At 45.7% G+C, this 25292-nt stretch carries 16 protein-coding genes; 2 read left to right on the forward strand and 14 right to left on the reverse strand.

Features of this window, described 5'->3' with window-relative positions; all coding sequences use genetic code 11:
- Positions 1-20: 20 nt before the first annotated feature.
- From DW694_RS01880 to purF, 6 genes are all read right to left on the reverse strand, one after another.
- A complete protein-coding gene (locus DW694_RS01880; protein WP_118608257.1) occupies positions 21-1343 on the reverse strand; it encodes a glutamine synthetase family protein in 1323 nt (440 codons plus the stop codon).
- Positions 1344-1572: 229 nt separating this feature from the next.
- Positions 1573-3060, reverse strand: a complete 1488-nt coding sequence (locus tag DW694_RS01885) for a glutamate synthase subunit beta (RefSeq protein ID WP_118608256.1) — start codon at positions 3058-3060, stop codon at positions 1573-1575.
- 13 nt (positions 3061-3073) lie between these two features.
- On the reverse strand, positions 3074-7627 hold the full coding sequence (gene gltB, locus DW694_RS01890) for a glutamate synthase large subunit (RefSeq protein WP_118752453.1): 4554 nt from the start codon (positions 7625-7627) through the stop codon (positions 3074-3076).
- Positions 7624-9252 (reverse strand): CTP synthase, encoded by a 1629-nt coding sequence (locus tag DW694_RS01895; protein WP_022426745.1) that lies wholly within the window; start codon positions 9250-9252, stop codon positions 7624-7626. The genes gltB and DW694_RS01895 overlap by 4 nt, the downstream gene beginning before the upstream one ends.
- 321 nt (positions 9253-9573) lie before the next feature.
- A complete protein-coding gene (locus DW694_RS01900) occupies positions 9574-9798 on the reverse strand; it encodes an HPr family phosphocarrier protein (RefSeq protein ID WP_022426744.1) in 225 nt (74 codons plus the stop codon).
- Between the two features lie 288 nt (positions 9799-10086).
- Positions 10087-11481: an amidophosphoribosyltransferase gene (gene purF, locus DW694_RS01905; RefSeq protein WP_015525743.1), complete on the reverse strand. Its 1395-nt coding sequence runs from the start codon at positions 11479-11481 to the stop codon at positions 10087-10089.
- A 391-nt stretch (positions 11482-11872) separates the two neighbouring features.
- Between purF and DW694_RS01910 the strand changes: the two genes are divergently transcribed.
- On the forward strand, positions 11873-13975 hold the full coding sequence (locus tag DW694_RS01910; RefSeq protein ID WP_118608254.1) for a glutamine synthetase III: 2103 nt from the start codon (positions 11873-11875) through the stop codon (positions 13973-13975).
- Between the two features lie 293 nt (positions 13976-14268).
- Positions 14269-15993 carry an ammonium transporter gene (locus DW694_RS01915; protein WP_022426742.1) on the forward strand — a complete coding sequence of 575 codons (1725 nt, stop codon included), beginning with the start codon at positions 14269-14271 and terminating at the stop codon, positions 15991-15993.
- A gap of 111 nt (positions 15994-16104) precedes the next feature.
- On the opposite strand, the gene DW694_RS01920 is transcribed toward DW694_RS01915, so the two are convergent.
- The 8 genes from DW694_RS01920 to DW694_RS01955 all read right to left on the reverse strand — a co-directional run bounded on the left by DW694_RS01920 (position 16105) and on the right by DW694_RS01955 (position 25132).
- Positions 16105-16755 carry a trimeric intracellular cation channel family protein gene (locus tag DW694_RS01920; RefSeq protein ID WP_118608253.1) on the reverse strand — a complete coding sequence of 217 codons (651 nt, stop codon included), beginning with the start codon at positions 16753-16755 and terminating at the stop codon, positions 16105-16107.
- A 216-nt stretch (positions 16756-16971) separates the two neighbouring features.
- Entirely contained in the window at positions 16972-17484 is a 513-nt protein-coding gene (locus DW694_RS01925; RefSeq protein ID WP_021651124.1) for a transcription repressor NadR, read from the reverse strand.
- Between the two features lie 188 nt (positions 17485-17672).
- On the reverse strand, positions 17673-18527 hold the full coding sequence (gene nadC / locus DW694_RS01930; RefSeq protein ID WP_021651122.1) for a carboxylating nicotinate-nucleotide diphosphorylase: 855 nt from the start codon (positions 18525-18527) through the stop codon (positions 17673-17675).
- Positions 18528-18628: 101 nt separating this feature from the next.
- The gene (locus tag DW694_RS01935; RefSeq protein ID WP_059086302.1) at positions 18629-19888 is read right to left on the reverse strand and encodes an FAD-binding protein; all 1260 of its coding nucleotides are present in this window, start codon (positions 19886-19888) and stop codon (positions 18629-18631) included.
- 73 nt (positions 19889-19961) lie between these two features.
- Positions 19962-20867, reverse strand: coding sequence for a quinolinate synthase NadA (nadA, locus tag DW694_RS01940; RefSeq protein ID WP_118608252.1), 906 nt, complete (start codon positions 20865-20867; stop codon positions 19962-19964).
- Between the two features lie 360 nt (positions 20868-21227).
- A complete protein-coding gene (locus DW694_RS01945; RefSeq protein WP_015525733.1) occupies positions 21228-22148 on the reverse strand; it encodes a sugar phosphate isomerase/epimerase in 921 nt (306 codons plus the stop codon).
- Complete coding sequence (locus tag DW694_RS01950; protein WP_118752454.1) at positions 22145-24253, reverse strand: cytidylate kinase family protein; 2109 nt, start codon at positions 24251-24253, stop codon at positions 22145-22147. The genes DW694_RS01945 and DW694_RS01950 overlap by 4 nt, the downstream gene beginning before the upstream one ends.
- A gap of 45 nt (positions 24254-24298) precedes the next feature.
- Complete coding sequence (locus DW694_RS01955; RefSeq protein WP_021651116.1) at positions 24299-25132, reverse strand: sugar phosphate isomerase/epimerase family protein; 834 nt, start codon at positions 25130-25132, stop codon at positions 24299-24301.
- Positions 25133-25292 lie beyond the last annotated feature (160 nt).

The following is a 25292-nucleotide window of genomic DNA, read 5'->3' on the forward strand; positions in this document are numbered from 1 at the left end:
GTCCCATTATGCCTCGTTCATCAGATCCGATACAGATACTCCTCGATCTCCCAGTCGGAAATCTCCTGGGAATAACGCAACCACTCTTTTCTCTTTGCCTGCGCATACTGTTTGCAGAAAGCTTCTCCAAGGATTTCCTTCATCCAGCTGCTGTCCTCAAACAGTGTGATCGCTTCCCGCAGGTTCTCCGGTAAATTCTCGATACCCTGTTCCTTCTGATCCGACTCGGAAAGAGAACGGTTAGAAGCTTTTGTAGGATAGATCTTCTTCTGGATTCCATCCAGGCCCGCTGCCAGGCATACCGCAAAAACAAGGTATGGGTTGGATGCAGCATCCGGGCTTCGAAGCTCGATCCTGGTATCAGCACCATTGACTCTCGAAATCCTTACCAGTGAATTCTGGTTATTTCTCGTCCAGGTCAGCTCTGTAGGCGCATCAAATCCAGGTACAAGACGCTTATAAGAATTTACAAGCGGATTGGTGATCAGAGTCATCTCACGGCTGTGAGCCAGAAGACCTCCGATAAAATAGTATGCCTCTTCACTTAATCTGGACGGATCCTCCGGATCCACGAAAATATTTTTTCCATTTTTAAACAGTGAAAAATGGATATGCATGGCTGAACCGTTTACTTCCCGTCTTGGCTTCGGCATAAATGTCGCATGAAGTCCATGACGTTTGGCTACAGTTCTTACTGCCATCTTAAAGGTTATAACTTCGTCTGCCATCTCACGTGCTTCCCCGTAATGAAGGGCGATCTCATGCTGTGCAGGTGCTGTCTCATGATGAGAGGATTCCACCTCAAATCCCATATCCTCAAGAGTCAGTACCATGTCACGTCTTGCATTTTCGCCTAAGTCCACCGGACTTACATCCAGATATCCGGCCTTTTCGTGAGAAACCGTTGTAGGCATTCCGTTATCATCAATATGAAACAGGAAAAACTCGCATTCCGGGTCAACATAACAGGTATACCCTGCCTCCTCTGCTGCCTGCGCTGTTTTTTTCAGAATATATCTGGAGCTCATCTCATGCTCTGATCCGTCTGCACGGCGCATATCACAGATCAGTCTTGCAACCTTTCCCTGCTGAGGACGCCATGGAAGAATTGAAAAAGTATTATAATCCGGATACAGGATCAGATCCGGCTCCTTTTCTCCCACAATGCCCGCAATATGAGAGCCATATACAACGCACTGGTTATCCAGGGCTCTTGGAAGCTCTCTTGCTGTGATCGCAATATTTTTCAGAGTTCCAAACATATCTGTAAACTGGAGGCGGATGAACTCTACGTCTTCCTCCTCTGCCATTGCAAGAATCTCTTCTCTGGTATAATTCCCCATAGTATTCTCTCCTTTATTTCCTCATCACACAAAATAATTACCCTCAAAATCAGAAAAAGGGTGCACTTCAGAGAGCTTCCGCTCCTGAAGAACACCCTTGTTCATGGACGTAATTATAGCAATCGGTCAATTCTTTGTCAACCATTTTTTAAAAGGGGCAAAAGTTCAAAAGCTTTATCGCGGAAACACGAACAGTTTTTTTGACCTTTTGCCCCTGGTATCTGTTATTTTACTGTAAATATGAATAGCTCATCAGTGATTCATCCACTGCTTTCGCAGCCTCACGTCCCTCATGGATCGCCCATACGACAAGGGACTGTCCACGATGCATATCACCTGCTGTGAACACACGATCTACGCTTGTTGCATACTGCTCCGGTTTTGTTTCCACATTGGTTCTTGGTGTAAGCGCTACACGGAAAGCATCTGTCACATATTTCTCGCTGCCAAGGAAGCCGGCTGCAATAAGGACCACATCTGCAGGAATCACTTCCTCACTGCCCTCAACCGGTACCATATTGAATCTTCCGGTCTTTTCATCCTTTACGCCTTTCAGTTTTACGATCTTGGCCTTGCAGACATTTCCTTTTTTGTCCTTGATAAACTCGGTAACGGTTGTCTGATAGATCCGAGGATCATGGCCAAATACTGCAATAGCCTCTTCCTGGCCGTAATCGGTTTTCAGGACCTTCGGCCACTCCGGCCATGGATTGGAAGGAGTTCTTGCTGCAGGAGGCTGCGGCATCATCTCAAGCTGTGTTACAGATTTCGCACCCAGACGGATGGAGGTTCCCACACAGTCATTACCGGTATCACCACCGCCAATGACCAGAACATTTTTGCCCTTTGCAAGCTCATATGGGAATTTTGCAAAATCTGTATCCAGAAGACTTTTTGTTACCTGCTTCAGGAAATCCACTGCAAAGTAAATTCCCTTGGCATCTCTTCCCGGAACCTTGATATCTCTCGGATGAGAAGCTCCACAGCAGAGAAGGACACGGTCATAATCCTTCAGAAGCTGTTCTGCCGTGATGTCAACACCAACATTGATATTGGTAACAAATTTCACGCCTTCCTCTTCCATCAGCTTCAGTCTGCGGTCAATGACCTTTTTCTCCAGCTTCATGTTCGGAATGCCGTAGCGGAGAAGTCCTCCGATACGGTCGTTTCTCTCAAATACGGTTACGCTGTGGCCACGGCGGTTCAGCTGCTGTGCTGCTGCCAGTCCGGAAGGACCACTTCCGATGACTGCGATCGTCTTTCCTGTGCGGACAGGCGGGATCTGCGGTTTTACCCATCCTTCTGCATAGGCTGTCTCAATGATCGCTTTCTCATTCTCTTTTGTGCTGACCGGATCTCCGTTTAGGTTACAGGTACATGCAGCTTCGCAAAGTGCTGGACACACTCTGGATGTAAACTCCGGAAAGCTGTGTGTCTTGTTTAAACGAAGGAATGCCTGCTTCCAGTTTCCTGTGTACACAAGATCATTTGTCTCAGGAACCAGGTTGTGCAGCGGGCAGCCGGAAGCCATTCCGCCGATCATCATACCTGACTGGCAGAAGGGGACGCCGCAGGCCATGCAGCGTGCTCCCTGAAGTTTCTGTTTTTCTTTATTTAATGGAATACGAAATTCGTTGAAATTCTGAATACGTTCCTTTGGCGGCAGAACCTTTGCCGTTTCTCTTTCATAATCTAAAAATCCAGTTGGCTTTCCCATTTCCTCATCCTCCTTAATGTTTCACGCCGATGCTCTCATAGAACGCTTCCATCTGTGCCTGCTGGCTGGTCAGACCTTTTTCTTCCAGCTTTGCACTTAATGTGATCATTCTCTTGTACTCATCCGGAATGAGTTTTTTGAAGTGAGGCAGATAGGAATCAAAATCAGCCAGCACCTTCTTACCGATCTCAGAGCCTGTTGCTTCCACATGAGCCTCGATAAGATCACGAAGCTCTTTTTTATCATATTTATTATCCACTTTTTCAATGGAGATCATTGCTTTATTGAGGTTCTTGTAAAGAACGTTATCCACATCAAGGACATAAGCGATACCGCCGCTCATACCTGCTGCAAAGTTCTTTCCTGTTTTTCCAAGAACTACCACACGGCCGCCTGTCATGTACTCGCAGCCATGCTCGCCAACACCCTCAACAACTGCAACCGCACCGGAGTTACGTACTGCAAAACGCTCACCGGCAACACCGTTGATAAATGCAGTTCCGCTGGTCGCACCATAGAGTGCCACGTTTCCGACGATGATGTTCTCTTCAGCCTTGTATCCGGCCTTCTCTGGAACCTTAACGATCAGCTTTCCACCGGAAAGGCCTTTTCCGAAGTAGTCGTTGCTGTCACCGGTCAGTTTCAATGTCAGTCCTTTCGGAATAAAGGCACCGAAGCTCTGTCCGCCTGCACCTGTACAGTTTACAGTTACCGTATCCTCCGGAAGTCCATCCTTATGATTTCTTGTGATCTCAGATCCGAGGATGGTACCAAATGCACGGTCTGTATTGGTAACATTTACATCAACAGAAACTTTCTCCCCCTTCTGGATCGCCGGTGCACATTTCTTGACCAGAACTTTTTCATCCAGAGTTTTCTCAAGATTGAAATTGTATACAGCCTTCGGATCAAAGGTTACTTTGCCCTTTCCTGCATATGGGTTATTCAGGATGGCACTTAAGTCAACCTTACCCTTATGCGGCTCCTGCACACTGTCAGAAACTGTAAGAAGGTCTGTACGACCTACCATCTCATCGATGGTGGCAACACCAAGGCGTGCCATGTACTCTCTCAGCTCCTGTGCAATAAAGCGCATGAAGTTCTCCACATACTCCGGTTTTCCGCGGAATCTCTTACGCAGCTCCGGGTTCTGTGTAGCCACACCTACCGGGCAGGTATCCAGATTGCAGACTCTCATCATCACGCAGCCCATCGTTACAAGTGGCGCTGTTGCAAAACCGAATTCCTCTGCACCGAGAAGTGCTGCAATGGCAACGTCACGGCCGCTCATCAGCTTACCATCTGTCTCGATACGTACACGGTTACGAAGTCCGTTCATGATCAGCGTCTGGTGTGTTTCTGCAAGTCCAAGCTCCCATGGAAGTCCTGCATTATGGATAGAGCTTCTTGGCGCTGCTCCTGTACCTCCGTCATATCCGGAGATCAGAACAGTCTGTGCACCGGCCTTTGCAACACCGGCTGCAACCGTACCAACACCCGCCTCAGAAACCAGCTTTACGGAAATATCCGCATATTTATTGGCGTTTTTCAAGTCATAGATCAATTCTGCCAGATCCTCGATAGAATAGATATCATGATGTGGCGGCGGAGAGATCAGGCTGACTCCCGGTGTGGAATGACGGGTTTTTGCGATCCACGGATATACCTTCTTTGCAGGAAGATGTCCGCCCTCACCCGGCTTTGCACCCTGTGCCATCTTGATCTGGATCTCTCTTGCGGAAACCAGATAACGGCTGGTAACGCCGAAACGTCCGCTGGCTACCTGTTTGATCGCAGAGCAGCGGTCATTGTCTGTTCCTGCTGAATCCAGACGCTCATCACTTTCACCACCCTCACCGGTGTTGGATTTTCCATGGAGATGGTTCATGGCAATAGCCAGTGTCTCATGTGCTTCCTGGGAAATAGAACCGTAGGACATGGCACCTGTCTTAAATCGTTTTACAATATCCTCAACACTCTCAACCTGGTCAATCGGAATAGGCTCCTTGGCAAACTTAAAGTCCAGAAGACATCTTAAGTTTCCATGACCCTCGTCATCTACCAGCTTTGTATATTCCTTGAACATCTCATAGCTGCCCTGTTTTGTGGACTGCTGGAGAAGATGAATGGTACGCGGGTTATATTTGTGCTCCTCACCCTGGCTTCTCATCTTATGGGCACCTACGCTGTCCAGAGTAAGATCTGTGGCAAGCCCAAGGGGATCAAATGCCTCAGAATGAAGTTTTTCTACATTATCCTCGATATCTTCCAGTGTGATTCCGCCTACACGACTTACGGTTCCTGTAAAGTAACGATCGATCACATCCTGGGAAATTCCGATTGCCTCAAAGATCTGAGATCCCTGATAGGACTGGATAGTGGAAATACCCATCTTGGAAGCGATCTTTACGATACCGCTGATCACTGCATGATTGTAATCATCAACGGCTGCGTAATAGTCCTTATCCAGCATATGTGTATCGATCAGCTCATGGATCGTATCCAGTGCCAGATACGGATTGACTGCACTTGCACCATATCCGAGGAGTGTTGCGAAATGATGTACCTCTCTCGGCTCACCGGACTCCAGGATCAGGGCAAGGGAAGTGCTCTTCTTTGTTTTTACAAGATGCTGATGTACTGCGGAAACCGCCAGCAGGGACGGGATCGGCATATGGTTCTCATCCACACCGCGGTCAGAAAGGACCAGGATGTTTGCTCCCTCACGGAAGGCTTTGTCTACCTCTACGAACAGACGGTCAATGGCACGTTCAAGCTTTGTGCTCTTATAATATAATGTGGAAATAGTCACAACCTTGAAGCCGTCCTTTTTCATATTCTTGATCTTCAGCATATCGGTGTTGGTCAGGATCGGATTGTTGATCTTCAGCACCTGACAGTTCTCCGGCTTCTGGATCAGAAGATTTCCGTCTTTTCCTACATATACACTTGTAGAAGTAACGATCTCCTCACGGATCGCATCGATCGGCGGGTTTGTTACCTGTGCAAAAAGCTGCTTGAAATAATCGAACAACGGATAATGTTCCTTGGAAAATACTGCAAGGGGAGTATCATGTCCCATGGCTCCGATGCTTTCTGCGCCGTTTAATGCCATGTTTCGGATCGAAGTACGGTACTGCTCATAAGTATATCCGAAGGCTTTCTGAAGGCGTGCTCTCTCCTCCGGAGTGTATTCGACAACTCTCTGATTCGGGATCTTGATATCACGAAGCTGTACCAGATTGCTGTCCAGCCACTCACCATAAGGCTGTTTTTTCGCATATTTTTCTTTGAGCTCATTGTCATCAATGACACGACCCTGAACGGTATCAACCAGAAGCATTTTTCCCGGATGAAGACGTTCTTTTAATACGATCTTCTCCTCATCCACAGGAAGAACACCAACCTCGGAGGAAAGGATCATATAGCCATCAGATGTGATATAGTATCTGGATGGACGAAGACCGTTTCTGTCAAGAACCGCTCCCATCACATCACCATCTGAGAACAGAATGGACGCAGGACCGTCCCATGGCTCCATCATAGTCGCATAGTACTGATAAAAATCTCTCTTCTCCTGAGAAATCGTATCGTTGTTTGCCCATGGCTCCGGAATCGTGATCATCACTGCAAGTGGAAGATCCATTCCACTCATAACCAGGAATTCCAGGGTATTGTCAAGCATTGCAGAGTCAGAACCATTGCGGTTAACTACAGGAAGGACCTTGTGAAGCTCATCCTTCAGATACGGAGACTCCATGTTTTCCTCACGTGCAAGCATCTTATCGGCGTTTCCGCGGATTGTGTTGATCTCACCGTTATGTACGATGAAACGGTTCGGATGTGCTCTCTCCCAGCTTGGATTCGTGTTGGTACTGAAACGGGAATGTACCACTGCAATGGCAGACTCGTAATCCTGGCTCTGAAGATCGCCAAAGAAGGTACGGAGCTGTCCTACCAGGAACATACCTTTGTATACGATGGTACGGCTGTTCATGGAAACTACGTAAGTATTATCATTACTCTGTTCAAATTCACGACGTGCGATGTAAAGCATACGGTCAAAGGCAAGACCTTTTTCCACATCCTCCGGTTTTTTAACAAATGCCTGCATAATGCACGGCATGCACTCTTTCGCTTTATGACCAAGAACCTCCGGGAAGACCGGTACTGTACGCCATCCAAGAAGTTCCAGGCCCTCTTTTTCCACGATGATCTCGAACATCTTCTTTGCCTGGGCACGTTTGATCTCCTGCTGTGGGAAAAAGAGCTGGGCTACACCGTATTCTCTCTCTCCGCCGATATCAAAGCCTTCTTTTTTACAGACCTTCTTAAAAAATTTGTGGGAGATCTGAAGAAGGATACCGACACCATCACCGGTTTTTCCTTCTGCATCCTTACCAGCACGATGCTCAAGATTCTCTACGATCTTAAGAGCATTGACAACTGTATCATGTGTTTTCTTTCCTTTTATATTAACAACGGCTCCGATACCGCAGTTATCATGTTCAAATTCAGGGCGGTAGAGGCCCTGCTGCTGATTTGCTACTTCTCTCATTTTTCTCATCCTTTCATTGCAGCTTCTTCTGCCGTCTTTTTATCAACTGCCGCCTGCACAAATCCACGGAACAGTGGATGTGCATGGTTTGGCCTGGATTTAAATTCCGGATGTCCCTGTGTTCCCACAAAGAACGGATGTCCGGCAATTTCGATCATCTCAACAATGTGAGCATCCGGGGATGTTCCTACAATGGACATTCCCTTTTCGTCCAGTTCCTTACGGAATGCGTTGTTTACCTCATAACGATGTCTATGACGTTCCTGGATCTCTTTCTTTCCAAAAAGCTCATAGGATCTGGAGCCTTCTGCAAGCACACACGGATAGCTCCCAAGACGAAGAGTTCCTCCAAGATCTTCCACATCCTCCTGATCCGGCATCAGGGCAATAACCGGATGTGTTGTTTCCGGTGCCAGCTCAATACTGTTGGCATCTTCATATCCAAGCACATGGCGGGCAAATTCCACAATAGCCATCTGCATTCCCAGGCAGATTCCAAGGTATGGGATCTTATGAACTCTTGCATACTGTGCCGCAAGGATCATTCCTTCTGTACCACGGTTTCCGAATCCTCCCGGAACCAGGATTCCATCTACAGAATGGAGAGTCTGATCCAAATTTTTTTCATTGAGTTCTTCGGAGTCCACCCAGGTGATATCAACCTTTGCACGGCAAGAGATCCCGCCATGCTTCAGCGCTTCCACAACACTCAAGTATGCATCATGAAGCTGTGTATATTTACCAACCATGGCGATTTTCACAGTTTTATCCGGGTGGCGGAGATTTTCTACCATATTTTCCCAGTCTGTAAGATCTGGTTTGCGATTCTCCAGTCTTAAGCTCTGCAGTACTACGTCTGCAAGCTTTTCTCTCTCCATTGCAAGAGGAGCTTCATATAAATATTCCACATCCAGATTCTGAAGCACATTGCTTACAGGCACATTACAGAACAGGGCGATTTTTCCACGGATATCCTCGGTAAGAGGATACTCACTTCTGCATACCAGGACATCCGGCTGGATTCCCATTCCCTGAAGCTCTTTTACACTGGCCTGGGTCGGTTTGGTCTTCATCTCTCCGGAAGCACGGAGATACGGGATCAGAGTTACATGGATAAGGATCGCATTGTCATGTCCCACATCATGCTGGAACTGACGAATGGATTCCAGGAACGGCTGGCTCTCAATATCACCGACTGTACCACCAACCTCGATGATGGCAATTCTGTCTTCGTCTGCGGATTTTGCTCTGTAAAAACGGCTCTTGATCTCATTGGTAATATGCGGGATCACCTGAACGGTACCTCCGCCGAAATCACCATGACGCTCTTTCTGAAGAACAGACCAGTAAATCTTACCGGTTGTCACATTGGAATTTTTGTCAAGGCTTTCATCAATGAAACGCTCATAATGTCCAAGGTCAAGGTCAGTCTCTGTACCGTCATCCGTTACAAAAACCTCTCCATGCTGAATGGGATTCATAGTTCCCGGGTCAATATTAATGTAGGGATCAAATTTCTGCATGGTCACCTGATACCCTCTGGCTTTCAGAAGGCGCCCAAGAGACGCTGCGGTAATTCCTTTTCCCAGACCGGAAACAACTCCACCTGTTACAAAAACATACTTTACTGCCATCTTCGATTTCCTCCTCCATTTTGTGTCCCACAACAAAAAGGCGTCCGGAACAGATTCCAAGGGGTGAGAATTCCCCTGTGGTATCCGTTCCTGACGCCTTTGTCAGTTATCTTTCATATAAAATATGGTTTACTATAAACTATTTTTTTTTATTTGTCAATAACTGATTTTTCATATAGTCTGCGGAATTTCTTCCTATGAAATGGATGCAAAGAAAAAACAGACGCCTGCTGAGGATTTCAAACTGATCTCCTGTCTCTGCAGTCACGTCTGCCTTTTCTTTTTATGTCTTTCATATCTTGTCTGTCTCTGCACTGTCTGTCAGGCAACTGCATATTTCTGAAGGAAACGATCAAACTCATGATCCTCGCCATGACAGGTTACTGTAAGAACTCTGGTCAGATCCATGCTGAGGATTCCAAGAATAGATTTTGCATCAATTAAAATTCTGTTATATGAAATATCTACATCAAAATCACATTTACTTGCAGCCTTAACAAATTCTTTAACATCCTCTGTCGCATTCAATCTAATTTTTTTAGACATAAATATCATCCTCTCTTTTATCTCGGCAAAAAACCGGCCTTTTTTCGGCCTTGCTGTTTTCCTGTATATTCCAGACCAGCGGCCCTTTTTCATCTGGCTGTTCCACATTATGTCTCATGTTGTCAGATTTGTCAAGTTGATGTTTTTTATCGTTTTTAAGAGTCTTTCTATAAAAACCCGGATTTTATATGACAAAATCCGGGTTTTTTATATATTTATTGTGCAGTTTTTACATTTTCGTTTTTCAATCCATTATTTTTTACTGTGAGATTAATTCCACATAGTTCATTAATCCTGTTTGATTTCTGCCGGTATTTCCATCGGATAATTGCCATCAAAACATGCTTTACACAGCGGAAGTCCACCTGCCATGCCTTCCAGATAATCGATCTGCATATAACCCAGGGAGTCTGCACCGATCATCTTACGGATTTCTTCCGTGCTGTGCTGTGCTGCGATGAGCTGGTCATTGGACGGCACATCGGTACCAAAATAACAGGGATGTAAAAATGGCGGGGAGCTGATACGTACATGGACTTCTTTTGCTCCTGCTTCTTTCAGCATGTGGATCAGATTGGCAATGGTAGTTCCGCGGACAATGGAATCATCCACCAGAACGATTCTCTTCCCCTTCACCACAGATTCCAGAACGCTCAGCTTCAGATGGACACTGGACTCTCTCTCCTGCTGTGTAGGCTTGATAAAAGTTCTTCCAATGTAACTGTTTTTATAGAACGCAAAGCCAAACGGGATTCCGGATTCCTCAGAATAGCCTTTTGCTGCCGGAAGTCCGGATTCCGGTACACCGGTCACCAGGTCCGCTTCTACCGGATAGGATTTTGCAAGAGATTTTCCTCCACGGATCCTTGCATCATAGATTTTCACGCCATCCATGGTGCTGTCCAGTCTTGCAAAATAAATATATTCAAAAACACAATGAGCATGCTTTTTCTTCTCAGTCAGTTTACTGGATTTCAGTCCGTTCTTGGTGATCGTGACGATCTCACCCGGTTCAATATCACGGATAAATTCCGCTCCTACAGATGTCAGCGCGCAGCTTTCAGATGCAAGGACATAGGCATTATCTCTTTTTCCAAGACAGAGGGGTTTCAGTCCGTAAGGATCACGGGCACCGATCAGCTTCCGGGGGCTCATGATCACAAGAGCATATCCTCCGCGGATCTTCTCTACGGTTTTATGTACTGCTTCCTCTACAGTGGCAGAATGCACACGTTCTCTTGCGATATGGAACGCGATAACCTCTGAGTCGGTAGTTGTATGGAAAATTGCGCCTGTCTGAATCAACTCCCATTTCAGAGCTTCTGTATTAACCAGATTTCCGTTGTGCGCAAGTGCCAGACTTCCCTTGATATAAGAAAGTACCAGCGGCTGTGCATTCTCTGCGACAGATTCTCCGGTGGTGGAATAACGAACATGTCCGATTCCAATATCACCATTCATATTATGTACAACATCTTTTCGCAAAACTTCGCTTACCAGTCCGAGATCTTTATGGAACTGTACGTTTCCTCTTTCTCCGTCCGTCCTTGAAACGGCCATTCCGCAGGACTCCTGTCCCCTGTGCTGCAGCGAGGTAAGACCATAATAAATAGATGGTGCAATATTCCCTCCATCCAGATCATAAATCCCGAATACGCCACATTCTTCCTTTACTCCTGACATATTTCCCTCCATCTGTTCTTTCCGTATTGTACATCTTTGTCACTGGTCAAAAAGCTTCTTTTGCCTCAATCACTTATAGCGATTGCTGACTTTTCGACTGTATAACTACGATATCAGATTATAATAAAAGGACAAGATTTGTCAACCCTGCCTATTTTCCGACAGTCCGATCGCCCTGGTCAATTTTTTAGATTTTTTCAAAAAAGCTCTTGACAATATTTTATTTTGGTGTATACTGCAACACATAAAGCAAAGGCGCTTTGGATACGGCAGGTATCTGAAGCGCTTTTTTTGTTTTCCGGTCCGTTTATACTCGGTTCTTCCGGCAGCGGTCCTTATAAAATAATTAAAAATTATAATGAATGAGTGAAATCGAAAGGAGTGTACCTATATGGCACAGAGTATCCCTGAAATGTATGGCAGCCTTGTATTCAATGACAAAGTGATGCGAAGCAAACTGCCAAAGGACATGTACAAAGCATTAAAGAAAACAATTGAAAACGGAACTCATCTGGAACTGGACGTTGCAAATTCCGTAGCAGTTGCAATGAAAGAATGGGCTACTGAAAACGGTGCGACACATTACACACACTGGTTCCAGCCGATGACAAACGTAACTGCTGAGAAGCATGACAGCTTCATCTCCCCTACAGGTGACGGACAGGTGATCATGGATTTCTCCGGTAAAGAGCTGGTAAAAGGTGAGCCGGATGCATCCAGCTTCCCGTCAGGCGGACTTCGTGCTACTTTTGAAGCAAGAGGATATACAGCATGGGATCCTACTTCACCTGCATTCATTAAAGATAAAACTCTTTACATTCCTACTGCATTCTGTTCCTACAGCGGAGAGGCACTGGATAAGAAAACTCCTCTTCTTCGTTCCATGGATGTTCTGAACAAAGAAGCGGTTCGTATTCTTCACATCCTTGGAAACAAAGAGGTCCGTCACATCGACACAACCGTAGGACCTGAGCAGGAATATTTCCTGGTTGACAAGGATCTTTACAAAAAGAGAAAAGACCTGATCTTCTGCGGCCGTACTCTTCTGGGCGCTTCTGCACCAAAAGGACAGGAAATGGAAGATCATTACTTCGGAGCCCTGAAGCCTCGCGTTGCTGCTTACATGCATGATCTTGACGAAGAACTTTGGAAGCTTGGCATTCCAGCAAAAACAAAACATAACGAGGTTGCTCCTGCACAGCACGAACTGGCTCCTGTATTTGATACCACAAATGTTGCTGTTGACCACAACCAGCTGACCATGGAGATCATGAAGAAGGTTGCCGACAAGCACAACATGGTCTGCCTCCTTCACGAGAAACCATTTGAGGGAATCAACGGAAGCGGTAAACACAACAACTGGTCTATGAGCACAGACACAGGTGTAAACCTTCTTGATCCAGGAAAAACACCGGCAGAAAATACACAGTTCCTGGTATTCCTGGTAGCTGTCATCAAAGCCGTTGACGATTATGCTGATCTTCTCCGCGTATCCGTTGCAAGCGCCGGAAACGATCATCGTCTTGGAGCAAACGAGGCACCTCCTGCGATCGTATCCATCTTCCTTGGAGATGAGCTGACAGACGTACTGAAATCTATTGAAAACGATACCTTCTTCAGCAATAAGCATGCGGTACAGATGGATATCGGAGCAAAGGTACTTCCGCACTTCATAAAGGATACCACAGACAGAAACCGTACTTCACCATTTGCATTTACCGGAAACAAATTTGAGTTCCGTATGCTTGGTTCTGCAGCATCTGTCGCAAACCCGAACATCGTACTGAATACCGCTGTTGCAGAGGTTCTTGCAGAATTCAGCGCAGCTCTTAAGGATGTTCCGGAAGAAGAAATGGAAAGCGCAGTACATGCACTTCTTAAGAAGACCATTGAAGAGCATAAACGCATCATCTTTAACGGAAACGGATATACAGACGAATGGGTTGAAGAAGCTGAGAAACGTGGTCTCTACAATCTGAAAACAACTCCGGATGCACTTCCGCATTTCATTGCTGAGAAGAACATTGCGCTGTTTACAAAGCATGGCATTTTTACAAGGGAAGAGCTTTTCTCCCGTTACGAGATCTGGCTTGAGAACTATTACAAGACCATCAACATCGAGTCCAACACTCTGGCTGAGATGATCCAGAAGCAGGTAATTCCTTCTGTATATACATATGTTGAAAAGCTTGCAGATACTGCAGCTGCAAAGAAATCCGTAGTAGCTGATATTTCTGTAGCAAGTGAAGCTGCTCTGATCTCCAAACTGAGTACACTTGCAGATACCATGGCAAAAGATCTGGAAACTCTGAAAGCAGATACATCAAAAGCTCTTGCTTCTTCTGACGATGTACTTGCATGCTCCAAGGCTTATCAGGAAACTGTTCTGGAAGACATGGAAACTTTAAGAAAATCTGCAGATGAGGCAGAGGCTCTGATCCCGGATGAGTTACTTCCTTATCCGACCTACGACGAGCTGTTATTCTCCATCTGATCACGGATATCAGATAACAATTTCATACGGTAAATACAGGGGATATCCCTTATGAACTCTACTTCATAATTCATTATCGATTTCCTCATCCATTAATCACACGATACAGATATCCCCTGTTTTACATATACTAATTTTGATTTCGTAAAGGCGCGGAAGAGAATTTCCTCTCTCCTGCGCTTTTTCGTTATACTGATACTGGATAAATTCTATCTGTTTTTTTCTGTCCGGTATTACAAAAATTCTTTCTATACATAATAAGAAAGAAAAAAATTGGGAAAGGGAGTGTTACTATGTATTCTTCAGTAAACACAACTTGGGTCCTCGTCGGTGCAGCACTGGTCTTCTTCATGCAGGCTGGATTTGCAATGGTCGAAACAGGATTCACAAGAGCAAAAAACGCAGGAAATATCATCATGAAAAACCTGATGGACTTCTGTATCGGTACACCGGTCTTCTGGCTGGTTGGATTTGGCATCATGTTCGGTGCAGGAAACGGTTTCTTCGGCAAAATTGGCGGAATCGCCTCAGAGGCAAACTACGGAAACGCAATGCTTCCGGATGGAGTTCCTTTCTGGGCATTTCTCATCTTCCAGACTGTATTCTGTGCTACTTCTGCTACCATCGTATCCGGTGCCATGGCAGAGCGTACTAAATTCATCTCCTACTGTATCTACAGTTTACTGATCAGTCTCGTTGTATATCCTGTATCCGGTCACTGGATCTGGGGCGGCGGCTTTATCAGCCAGATGGGATTTCATGATTTCGCAGGTTCCTGTGCCGTTCACATGGTTGGTGGTGTTGCTGCACTGATCGGTGCCATCATCCTCGGACCTCGTATCGGAAAATATTCCAAATCCGGTAAATCCAGAGCGATCCCGGGACATAACCTTACAGTTGGTGCACTTGGTGTATTCATTCTCTGGTTCTGCTGGTTCGGTTTCAACGGTGCATCTACTGTCAGCATGGAAGGCGATGCCATTGTAAGCGCCGGAAAGATCTTCGTAACAACAAACCTTGCAGCTGCTGTTGCTACTGTAACAGTTATGCTGATCACATGGATCCGCTATAAAAAACCGGATGTTTCCATGTCCCTGAACGGTTCTCTTGCAGGACTGGTAGCCATCACAGCAGGCTGTGATACCGTATCTCCTACATCTGCAGCTATCATCGGAATCCTCTCCGGATTCATTGTAGTATTTGGTATTGAATTTGTTGATAAAGTTCTCAAAATTGATGACCCGGTTGGTGCTGTTGGCGTTCACGGTCTTAACGGTGCTTTCGGAACTCTTGCTGTCGGTCTTTTCTCCGACGGTGCAGGTACCGAGTGGAAGGGTCTTCTCACAGGCGGTGGTTTCCATGGCTTCGGTGTTCAGTTTATTGGTATGGTTATCACCATCGCATGGGTTGCTGTTACTATGACAATTATCTTCCAGGTAATCAAACACACGATCGGACTTCGTGTTTCCGCTGAGGAAGAGATCGCGGGTCTGGATATGAAAGAGCATGGCCTCGCAAGTGCTTACGATGGATTCTTTGTACAGGATACCATGACAAAGGCTCCGACTCCAATGGGAACTTCCGTAAAAGCCCCTGTTGTAAAACATGCTCCTTCTGCTCCTGCTGAATCTGTTCCTGAAATTCCTGCAGACGGCGTACACAAACTGACAAAGGTTGTTATCATCACACGTCAGAACAAGCTGGATGAGTTTATGCAGGCTATGAACGAGATCGGCGTAACCGGTATCACTATCACAAACGTTATGGGCTGTGGTGTTCAGAAGGGTGCTCCAACCTACTATCGTGGTGTTGAAGTCGACATGAACCTCCGTCCGAAGGTTAAGATCGAGATCGTTGTAAGTCTTGTACCGGTTCAGAAGGTTATTGATACTGCAAAAGAAGTTCTTCATACCGGTCAGATCGGTGATGGTAAGGTCTTCGTTTACGATATCGAAAACGTTGTCAAGATCCGTACCGGCGAGGAAGGCTTCCTGGCTCTGCAGGATACAGACGCATGATTCTCTTATGAGAGGAACAGATAAAATCTTCTACGCAATATAAACCAAATAAAAGCCAAAAAGCTCCGGAACATTATTCCTTAAATGTTCCGGAGCTTTTCATATCTTTTTTTATTCTCTTCTCAGTCTCGGCAGATTCCACCGGTAATGTGCCGCCAGGTACCGGATCAGGATCACTACCACCGTTCCGATCACCATGGCCGGCACTCCGCCCCACAGCCTGTATATCCAAACACAGGCAATGGCCCCTACAATAGACGCACAGGCATAAATATGGCGCACAAAAATATATGGCGGTACTCCTGCCATCATATCACGGATCAAGCCGCCTCCAACTCCTGTGACAGTCCCAAGAAATACAAGAAAAAATGTTCTTTCCATATACCCCTGGGAAATCCCCTTATCAACCCCCATGACAGTAAACACACCAAGGCCAACCGTATCCATCACCAGCATCACCTTATCATAGACCAGCCGGTTCCCGCCTTCCAAAAGCTCCTGCTTCCAGTACATCACTGCAAAAACAATACAGGCCGTCACGGTTGCCACAATGGTATACAGCGGATCCTGAAACATTCCCGGCGGCACGATTCCCAGGATAATATCCCTGGTAGCTCCTCCGCCCACTGCAGTCACCACTCCAAGAACGCAGACCCCGAAAATATCCATTCCTCTCTGCGCCCCCACCATAGCTCCGGAAGCAGCAAACGCAATAGTTCCTGCCATCTCCAGCATAAATGTAAACATACTCTGATAATCCATTTCCCCCTCCATGCATATCAAGCCGTATTTTTTCTCACCCTCATATCTGCATCCTGTTTTCCCTGTCTGCACATTTCCACAAGGTGCACATTTCCGCAGGGTGCAAGAAGGAACCCTGACATGCAGGATTCCTTCTCTTATCTTCGTGATCACTATATTTCATATTAACAGAATTTTCTCATTCTGTATATCTTTTCTTTTTGTATCTGACTTCTGCTATTCTGCTTCGATCAGAAATCCTCGCCGTTTCAGCATATCCTGGATCATATCCAGGATTTCCTCGGATTCTGCTTCTACTTTATGATAATGATAATCCGATGTGATATTCTTCAGAGGACTGGACTTGCCGCTTCGGATATCCTCCATAAAATTCTCAACCTGGCGCCTGGAGCTGATATTCAGTTCTGCCTCGATATGCCCGTAAACTCTGTGATTCACCATTACGTTGATCACTTTTCCGCCAAGATCCACAATCCCGCAGAGCTCGTTTTCCAGATCCGCATCTGTATGATGCACCTTGAATATCCGGCTCACAGTATGGGGAGCAGTAAAAATATATCCTCTATTGGTGGAGATCACGTCATTCCCCTCCGCGCGTATCAGCGCAATATCCTGCACGATCACCTGTCTGCTGACCTGAAATGTTCTGGCCAGAGCACTTCCTGAGACCGGCCGTTCACTGTTTTTAATTTGATCCATGATCGCTGTCCTGCGTTCTGAACCAGTCATTTAAGTTCCCCTTTCCTGGCTGTGCCTGTACTTTTTGTTCCGATACCTCTCTCCTTCATTCTCGCGATCTCTCCACCTCGGCCCGACATCACCTGCTATGCCTCTGCTTCCGGCAATTCACGCTTCTTTTCTGATATTCGGGGTATTTCCTGTCACAGCACTCGGTATTCTGTAAAATCCTGCATTTTTCAGGAAAGCGGATGAAGATTCTTAAGCGAAATATCAAGGATCGGTGCAGAATGCGTTAACGCACCACTTGATACATAGTCTACACCAACATCCCTGATCTTTGCAATGTTTTCTTTTGTAACATTTCCAGAACATTCAGTTTTGGCTCTTCCGCCGATCAGCTGCACCGCTTCTTTCATCATCTCCGGAGTCATATTATCAAGCATGATGATATCTGCGCCGGCCTCAACAGCTTCTTTTACCTGATCAAGAGTTTCTACCTCAACTTCGATCTTGCGGACAAAAGGAGCGTACTCCTGCGCCATTTTTACAGCATTCGCAACGCTTCCTGCTGCTCCGATGTGATTGTCTTTCAAAAGAACTCCATCTGAAAGATTATATCTGTGGTTCTGTCCGCCGCCTACACGAACAGCATATTTCTCAAAAATACGCATATTCGGCGTCGTTTTTCTGGTATCCAGCAATGTGATCCCTGTTCCTTCAAGAAGTGACGCAACCGAATGTGTATAGGTTGCGATCCCGCTCATTCTCTGAAGATAATTCAGCGCCACACGCTCGCCGGAAAGAAGCACCCGGATATCTCCTGTAACTTTTCCCATTTTCTGACCTTTTTTTACTTCATCTCCATCCTTGCAGAACAGCTCCACTTTTGTGTCAGCATCCAGAAGCGTAAATACACGGCTGAAGATTTCCAGTCCCGCAATGATTCCATCCTCTTTACAGATCAGATCTACCTCTCCCGGAACTGCTTCTTTCATAACAGAGTTTGTGGTAACGTCTTCACTTGAAATATCTTCCTTTAAAGCCTCCAGGATCAGGTGATCTACCTGAAGTGTCATTGTGATCTTATTCATTTTACAATACCTGCTCTTTCTTAATTATCACAGCAGCCCTGTTCTCCAAAGCAAGGCTGCTCCTGTCTTTCATAATACGGATATTTATATTCCGGCTGCATTCACGCCGCACCTGCAGCACTTTTCTTTTCTGCTGAGATTGCTTTGGCTGCACGTTTTGCAAATACAAGGCTCTCCAGCAGGGAATTACTTGCCAGTCTGTTCGCGCCATGTACACCGTTGCAGCTGGTTTCTCCCACTGCATAAAGCTGGTCCATGCTGGTCTTGCTGTCAGAATCCACCCAGATACCGCCCATGAAATAATGCTGAGCAGGAACAACAGGGATGCATTCTTTTGTCACATCATAGCCTTCTTCCAGGCATCTCTGATAAATATTCGGAAAATGATTCAGGATCGTATCTTTATCAATATTTTCCATGGAAAGCCATACATGGTCTGTTCCTTCTTTTTTCATTTCTTCCCGGATCGCATTTGTTACTACATCTCTTGGAAGAAGTTCATTGACAAAACGCTCTTTTTTGCTGTTATAAAGTACTGCACCTTCTCCTCGAACCGATTCTGAGATCAGGAATCTGCGGCCCGGTTTCTTGGAATACAGCGTTGTCGGATGGATCTGCACATAATCCAGATGTTCCAGACGCACATTGTGTTTTTTTGCAATATCAAGAGCATCCCCTGTAAGATGCGGATAGTTGGTGGAATGCGCATATCTTCCTCCGATCCCGCCGCTGGCCAGGATCGTATCCTGTGCATAAATCTCTACCGGGATCTCTCCGCCCGGCTGGATCTCTTCCTGGCTTTTCACTGCTTTTCCGGCTTCCATAGCTTCAAGACGTGCCCTGTTCGCTTCTGCGGAAACTGCCTTCAGACCTGTACATTTGCCATTTTCCACAAGAATATCCTGCATGGTAGTATATTCCAGAATTGTTACATTTTCAAGCTTCAGAACCTGCTGGAGCAGTTTTTCGGAAATTTCTTTTCCTGTGATATCCTCATGATAAAGGATCCTCGGTCTGGAATGTGCACCTTCTCTTGTATAGGCAAAATCATCTCCATCCATCTTGAAATCCACGCCATATCCGACAAGATCATTAATGATATCTCTGGAGCCTCGGATCATAATGTCTACCGACTCTTTTCTGTTTTCGTAATGTCCTGCCTTCATGGTGTCTTCAAAATAGCTGTCGTAATCGTTTTCATCACGAAGCACACAGATTCCCCCCTGCGCCAGGAAAGAATCACTACTCCTCATATCCTCTTTTGTGATGATCACGATCTTTTTGTCCCGCGGAAGCTTCAAGGCACTGAACATACCTGCAACACCTGTTCCCACGATTACTACGTCTGTTTTAATTCTCATTGCTTTTCGCCTCTCTGTCTTGATTTCTCTTTTCAGCCAACTCAGACAAATCTTTTATACAAATGTGTTTTATTTATTTTGCCAGTTCCAGCATCCGCTCCAGCGGTCTCTTCGCGTTTTCACGTGTCTCGTCTGTTACATGAACCTCATTCTCCCCGGTTTTCAGAACGTGGAGAACTTTTTCCAGAAATACTTTTTTCATGTTTTTGCAGACCGGTACGGTTTCTGTGAAGTAGAATTTTTTATCCGGGCAGGTAGTTTCCAGCTTGTACTGAACGCCACATTCTGTGCAGATGATAAACTCTTTATTGTCACTTTCCTGTGCATATTTAATGATTCCGGATGTGCTTCCGATGTAATCAGCCTGTTTCAGAACTGTCTGAGGACATTCCGGATGTGCCAGAACCAGTGCATCCGGGTGCGCTTCTTTTGCTGCTTTTACTTCTTCCGGATTCATAAATTCATGGACAATACAGAAACCTTCGTTATAAATAAAGTTCTTCTCAGGAACCTGTTCTGCAATAAAATGTGCAAGATTTCTGTCCGGGATAAAAAAGATGTTTTTGTTCGGAAGCGCTTTTACGATCTTTACTGCATTTGCGGAAGTAACACATACATCAGAAAGCTCCTTCAATGTTGCTGTGGAATTAATGTAACAGACAACTGCCACATCGTCATATTCCTCTCGCACCTTGCGGATGCCTTCTTCTGTTGCCATATGAGCCATCGGACAGTCTGCATCCATGGCAGGCATCAGAACAGTTTTATCCGGACTTAAGATCTTGGCGCTCTCTCCCATAAATCCTACTCCACAGAACACGATCGTCTTCTCTTTCGCGCTGGCTGCGATCTTGCTGAGATAAAAGGAATCTCCTATATAGTCAGCTACATCCTGCACTTCGGGACGCACGTAGTAGTGTGCAAGGATGATGGCATCTTTTTCTTTTTTTAATTTCTGGATTTCTTCTGCAACTGTCATTATCTTTCACCTTTCCTGCAGGATTTCTTTTTTGAGTTCCTGCTTTTGCTTTCTAGTACAGCGAATATTAAGTAACCGCCATATTGACTTGTCTGATTTTTTATTATCATGTAACTTTTTTTCAAAACATCTTACACATAATACCACAGTCCTTTACATGTGACAAGACAGTTGTTTGATATATGTAAAGTTTTTTTGTAAAGAAAGACATCAAAAAACACGGTTTCCACAATGAAACTTTCATCCTGGAAACCGTGTTTCTGCACACATTCATTATTTTATCAGTCTTATTCACCGTTCTGCGTACTGTCAGCTGCTCATTTATTACAGTTTTCTTTCTGATCTGCCGCGATCACCCGATCATTTCCCCAGCAGTTCTCTCTCAATCCGCTCTCTTGCTTCCGGGGCCTGCTTATCCATCTTTTCCGGAAAACCAAACATGGAAACGCAGGCAATGTTATCGCCGCCGGCTTTCGGTGCATCCGGTTTCAGCTGCTTGCTGGCAAAATCCATTTCTCTCAATGTTTCAAAAATACCATCAAAATCCACATCACCCTCACCCATTGCAAGATGCTGATGCACCGTCACATCCGCTTTTCCACGGCCATTCAGCCACGGCGGATTTAAAATGTATCTGCAGTCCATGGTCTGGTTAAAGGTATCCGCAAAAAGTACATGGGTCAGTTCATCTCCCGCATATTTCAGCATGGACCGCACATCTCCTTTGCCCTCATCGTAGAAGAAGCCGTGAGGAGAAGAATACACATAACCAAGGTTTGGAGAACGGAAGGATTTCACCATATCACAGGTCTCATTATTCAGCTCACAGAAATCATAAGGATGAGACTGGATCTCCACACGGATACCCTCACGCTCGATCAGCGGAAGCAATTCCTCCATGGATCTAAACCACATTCCATTGCAGATCTCCTGCTGGTTCGGATCACCCGAAAGCTCTGTATTGATAACCTTCACTCCCATATCTCCGGCGATCTGGATCATCCGTTTCCAGTTTGCAACTGCAAACTGTCTCTGTTCCTCCGTCGGACCAGACCAGCGATACACTACGATAAAGGACGAAATCTCAACGCCAGTCTCTTTAAGAGCCTGTCTGTATTCCTGTTCACATTCTTTTGAAAACAACGGATGCTTATAGAACGGATTGATCCTCGGATGCGGAGACTGTTCAATATATTTATATCCCCAGTCCGCCACCTGATGGACCATACGGTTGATATCCATCTGTTTCGCAAGAACATCTACGTCAAATGCGATCTTCATGATGCATTCCCTCCTTTTTCCTCTTCTTTATTCCGGATATAATCCAGAATCAGGCTGGCCGCTCCGGCTGCACCTGTTTTGGATACATTGATCACCATATCGTAATAATGGGGATCGTCTCTGCGGATTCCGGTAAACTTCTCATAATATTCATTTCGGATCTGATCACGTTTCTTCAGTTCTCCAAGAGACTGGCCTTTATAATATTCCTGGCCCTCTTTTTCCCGGTAAGCATCATCTGCATAAACGAAAAAGCTGTATGTATGCGGCTCTCCACGAAGCACATAGTTGGCACATCTTCCCAGGAATACACCTGGTCTTCTCTCAGAAAGCTCACGGATGATCCGGCTCTGCACCTCAAACATCTGAACACCTGTATAATCTGCTGCCGCACCTGCCGATGAATGTCCATACGGGGAAAATGTAAGCTCAGAATCCTCATAATTGTAGGAATCCAGATACTGCCTTACACTTTCCAGATCTGCTTTTTCCATACCGAACTTTTCTGCCATAAGACAGATGATCTGACGATCATAAACCTTGCAGTCCAGTGCTTTTGCAACATCCTCGGCAATCTTTCTTCCACTGCTGCCATACAGTCTTCCAATTGCCACGTTGATCCGGTTTCCGGAAGCTTCCGGTAACGGCATGGACTGAATCTCGCCCGGCACAGAGCCGCTTTCCTCTCCCGATTCTCGCTGGATCAGTTCACGCATCATTTTGTCATAAACTTTGTCCAGCTGGTAGCATGCTGCGATCACAAACATCACTACCCAGATCGCTATCGGAACATACAGATAAAATCCCTTGATCACGCGGATTGCCTCTGCAGACTGCTCTGCCGCTGTCGCCTTTGTTCCGTCAAAGTATGCCGCCGAAAGAATTCCTCCCATAATAGCAGAAGTCAGTCCGGAACCGGCTTTCTGACCCATGCTCATAGATGAGAACATCAGACCCTCCACACGCTTGCCTGTTTTCCACTGGCCATACTCAATAGCATCGCTTGGAAGAGAATACTGCACACCATAGAAAGGTGCGATTCCGATACCTCTCATGATACAGGTTACAACACCAAGCGAAACACTGGTAATATTCATCAGGAACAGAAGCTGTCCTGCAACGCCCAGGATGCAGCCGGCACAGATGAGATTTCTTTTTCCATAACGGGGAAGTACCTTCGGCAGAAGGGCAATTCCTGCCACAGTTGCCAGTTTCTCAGCTGCGGAAAGAGGCATGACGAGGTCTACATTTCCGAGTACATACTGGCAGTAATAGGTAAGGTCCGTTCCGATAATGATTTGATATGCGGTATAAAAGATCATCAGCCCCAGAGCGATAAGGAAATACCGGTTGGTAACGGTTGCTTTAAATGCTTCCACAAAAGGAATATCTTCCTTTTCCTGTTTTGCTGCAGAAACACGCTCTGTACAGACCATATAAGTATTCACAAGTACACCGACAGAAATGATCGCATAGCCGGCAGTTACTAGGATCCAGGCCATCTGCTGATTGCCGGTAATATTCGCTACGATATTGATCAGCGGCAGTGTGAACGCAGTAATGATCATACTTGCTGTGATCGACAATACCATGCGGATGTTACAGATCACATCACGTTCACGACGGTCACGGCTCATCAGAGATCCCAGTGCATGGAATGGCTGGCTGATAGCAGTGTATACAACCGTATTCATGATATTATAGGTAACAAAAGCATAGATGATTTTTCCCATATTTCCCATTGGCGGCATGGTGAACAAAAGCACCGCTGCCAGCGCATAAGGAACCGCAAGTCTTAAGATCCAGATCCTGGCTTTTCCATACTTGGAATGAGTCCGGTCGATAATAGTTCCCATCAGCACATCGGAAAATCCATCAAAAACACGGGACAAAAGCATGATCATTCCTACCGCACCTGCTGATATTCCAACAACGTTGGTATAAAAATAGATCAGCAGAGTTGTAGTCATGGTATACATCAAGGTCAGTGCCGGATCACCAAAACAGTATGCCAGCTTTTCCGACAACGGAACCTTGATGAATTCATTCAAGTCTTTCCCCTTCTGCTTGTAATTCAACAATTCAGGGATTCCCTTACCAGCCATAGTATCTACCTCCTATCGGTTTAAGGTCGGACCTTTCTGAATGAATTATCCGAAATATTTCTGCACAAAGTCTCTGGTAACTTCCGCAGCCTTTTTCACGTTGTCCTCATGGCTCATTGCATAGTACTCCGGACGGAACTCTTCGATGGTGCAAACGCCATCAAAACCAATCTCCTTCAGTGCAGCTGCGATTCCTGCATGATCTACAACACCCTCACCCGGCCACAGTCTCTTGTCGTCTCCGCAGGAGCCAAGCGGAAGATCCTCACAGTCATTTAAATGGTATGCAAAAATCTTCTTGCCATCAGCAGCTCTCAGGTCCTCAAGGCGGGAGCACATCTCATGGAAATGGAAGGTATCCACGGTAACGCCTACATTATCTCTGTCTACTGCTTTTACCACATCATAGGCTGTTCCAAACTGGTTGATGGAGCAGTTCGGTGCACCACAGAACTCCAAGGAGATCTTCATATCCGCGCCAACCTTATCGGAAAGATAACGAAGACGTGCAACTGCTTCTTCTTTGATCTCACTGACAGATTTGTCTTTTACATCAAAGCTTGGAACGGTGATCAGCATTTTCATTCCGATCGCTTTGGAAACCTTCAGGATAAAATCAACTTCTTCGTCAATCTCTTTTTCCCCTGCCTCATCTCTCTGGTTAAAGAAGATCAGAGTGTTGTATGCCCATGGTTTCAGATGATGATTCTTAAACCAGTCTGCAAGTTCTTCCAGTGTATGCTCTTTGAGATAGTCCTTTACGCAGTCAAAGCGGATCTCAATATAATCAAAACCATATTTCTCGCACATCTCCAGGTCTGCCATAAGAGACTGTCCTTTACATTCCAGTGCAGTTGCTTCATTAAATCCTAATTTCATCTTCAATACCCTCCATATGTTTTTACTTTTCAGCCAATTTTTCCGGTTAATCTCACCGGCAGGTTTTCCACTGCAGTTTCAACAAAGCCGAAGCGGAATCGGATCCTGCCGGTAACTGCCGCCGCAGACTCATTGGGGAAGTCTGTAGCAATAAGTTGGT

It is taken from the genome of Ruminococcus sp. AM26-12LB, from assembly GCF_003480785.1.
Classification (GTDB): domain Bacteria; phylum Bacillota; class Clostridia; order Lachnospirales; family Lachnospiraceae; genus Blautia_A; species Blautia_A fusiformis.

Bases quoted from the DNA above. Each gene is read 5' to 3' on its own strand.
- nadC (WP_021651122.1), bottom strand. From the start codon at position 18,527: ATGAATAAGATCACAATGACACTTCAGGTAGATCACCTGATCCTGGAG.
- DW694_RS01925 (WP_021651124.1), bottom strand. From the start codon at position 17,484: ATGACTGGTTCAGAACGCAGGACAGCGATCATGGATCAAATTAAAAAC.
- DW694_RS01915 (WP_022426742.1), top strand. From the start codon at position 14,269: ATGTATTCTTCAGTAAACACAACTTGGGTCCTCGTCGGTGCAGCACTG.
- DW694_RS01880 (WP_118608257.1), bottom strand. From the start codon at position 1,343: ATGGGGAATTATACCAGAGAAGAGATTCTTGCAATGGCAGAGGAGGAA.
- purF (WP_015525743.1), bottom strand. From the start codon at position 11,481: ATGTCAGGAGTAAAGGAAGAATGTGGCGTATTCGGGATTTATGATCTG.
- DW694_RS01945 (WP_015525733.1), bottom strand. From the start codon at position 22,148: ATGAAGATCGCATTTGACGTAGATGTTCTTGCGAAACAGATGGATATC.
- gltB (WP_118752453.1), bottom strand. From the start codon at position 7,627: ATGAGAAAAATGAGAGAAGTAGCAAATCAGCAGCAGGGCCTCTACCGC.
- DW694_RS01910 (WP_118608254.1), top strand. From the start codon at position 11,873: ATGGCACAGAGTATCCCTGAAATGTATGGCAGCCTTGTATTCAATGAC.
- nadA (WP_118608252.1), bottom strand. From the start codon at position 20,867: ATGACAGTTGCAGAAGAAATCCAGAAATTAAAAAAAGAAAAAGATGCC.
- DW694_RS01935 (WP_059086302.1), bottom strand. From the start codon at position 19,888: ATGAGAATTAAAACAGACGTAGTAATCGTGGGAACAGGTGTTGCAGGT.
- DW694_RS01895 (WP_022426745.1), bottom strand. From the start codon at position 9,252: ATGGCAGTAAAGTATGTTTTTGTAACAGGTGGAGTTGTTTCCGGTCTG.
- DW694_RS01950 (WP_118752454.1), bottom strand. From the start codon at position 24,253: ATGGCTGGTAAGGGAATCCCTGAATTGTTGAATTACAAGCAGAAGGGG.
- DW694_RS01900 (WP_022426744.1), bottom strand. From the start codon at position 9,798: ATGTCTAAAAAAATTAGATTGAATGCGACAGAGGATGTTAAAGAATTT.
- DW694_RS01920 (WP_118608253.1), bottom strand. From the start codon at position 16,755: ATGGATTATCAGAGTATGTTTACATTTATGCTGGAGATGGCAGGAACT.
- DW694_RS01955 (WP_021651116.1), bottom strand. From the start codon at position 25,132: ATGAAATTAGGATTTAATGAAGCAACTGCACTGGAATGTAAAGGACAG.
- DW694_RS01885 (WP_118608256.1), bottom strand. From the start codon at position 3,060: ATGGGAAAGCCAACTGGATTTTTAGATTATGAAAGAGAAACGGCAAAG.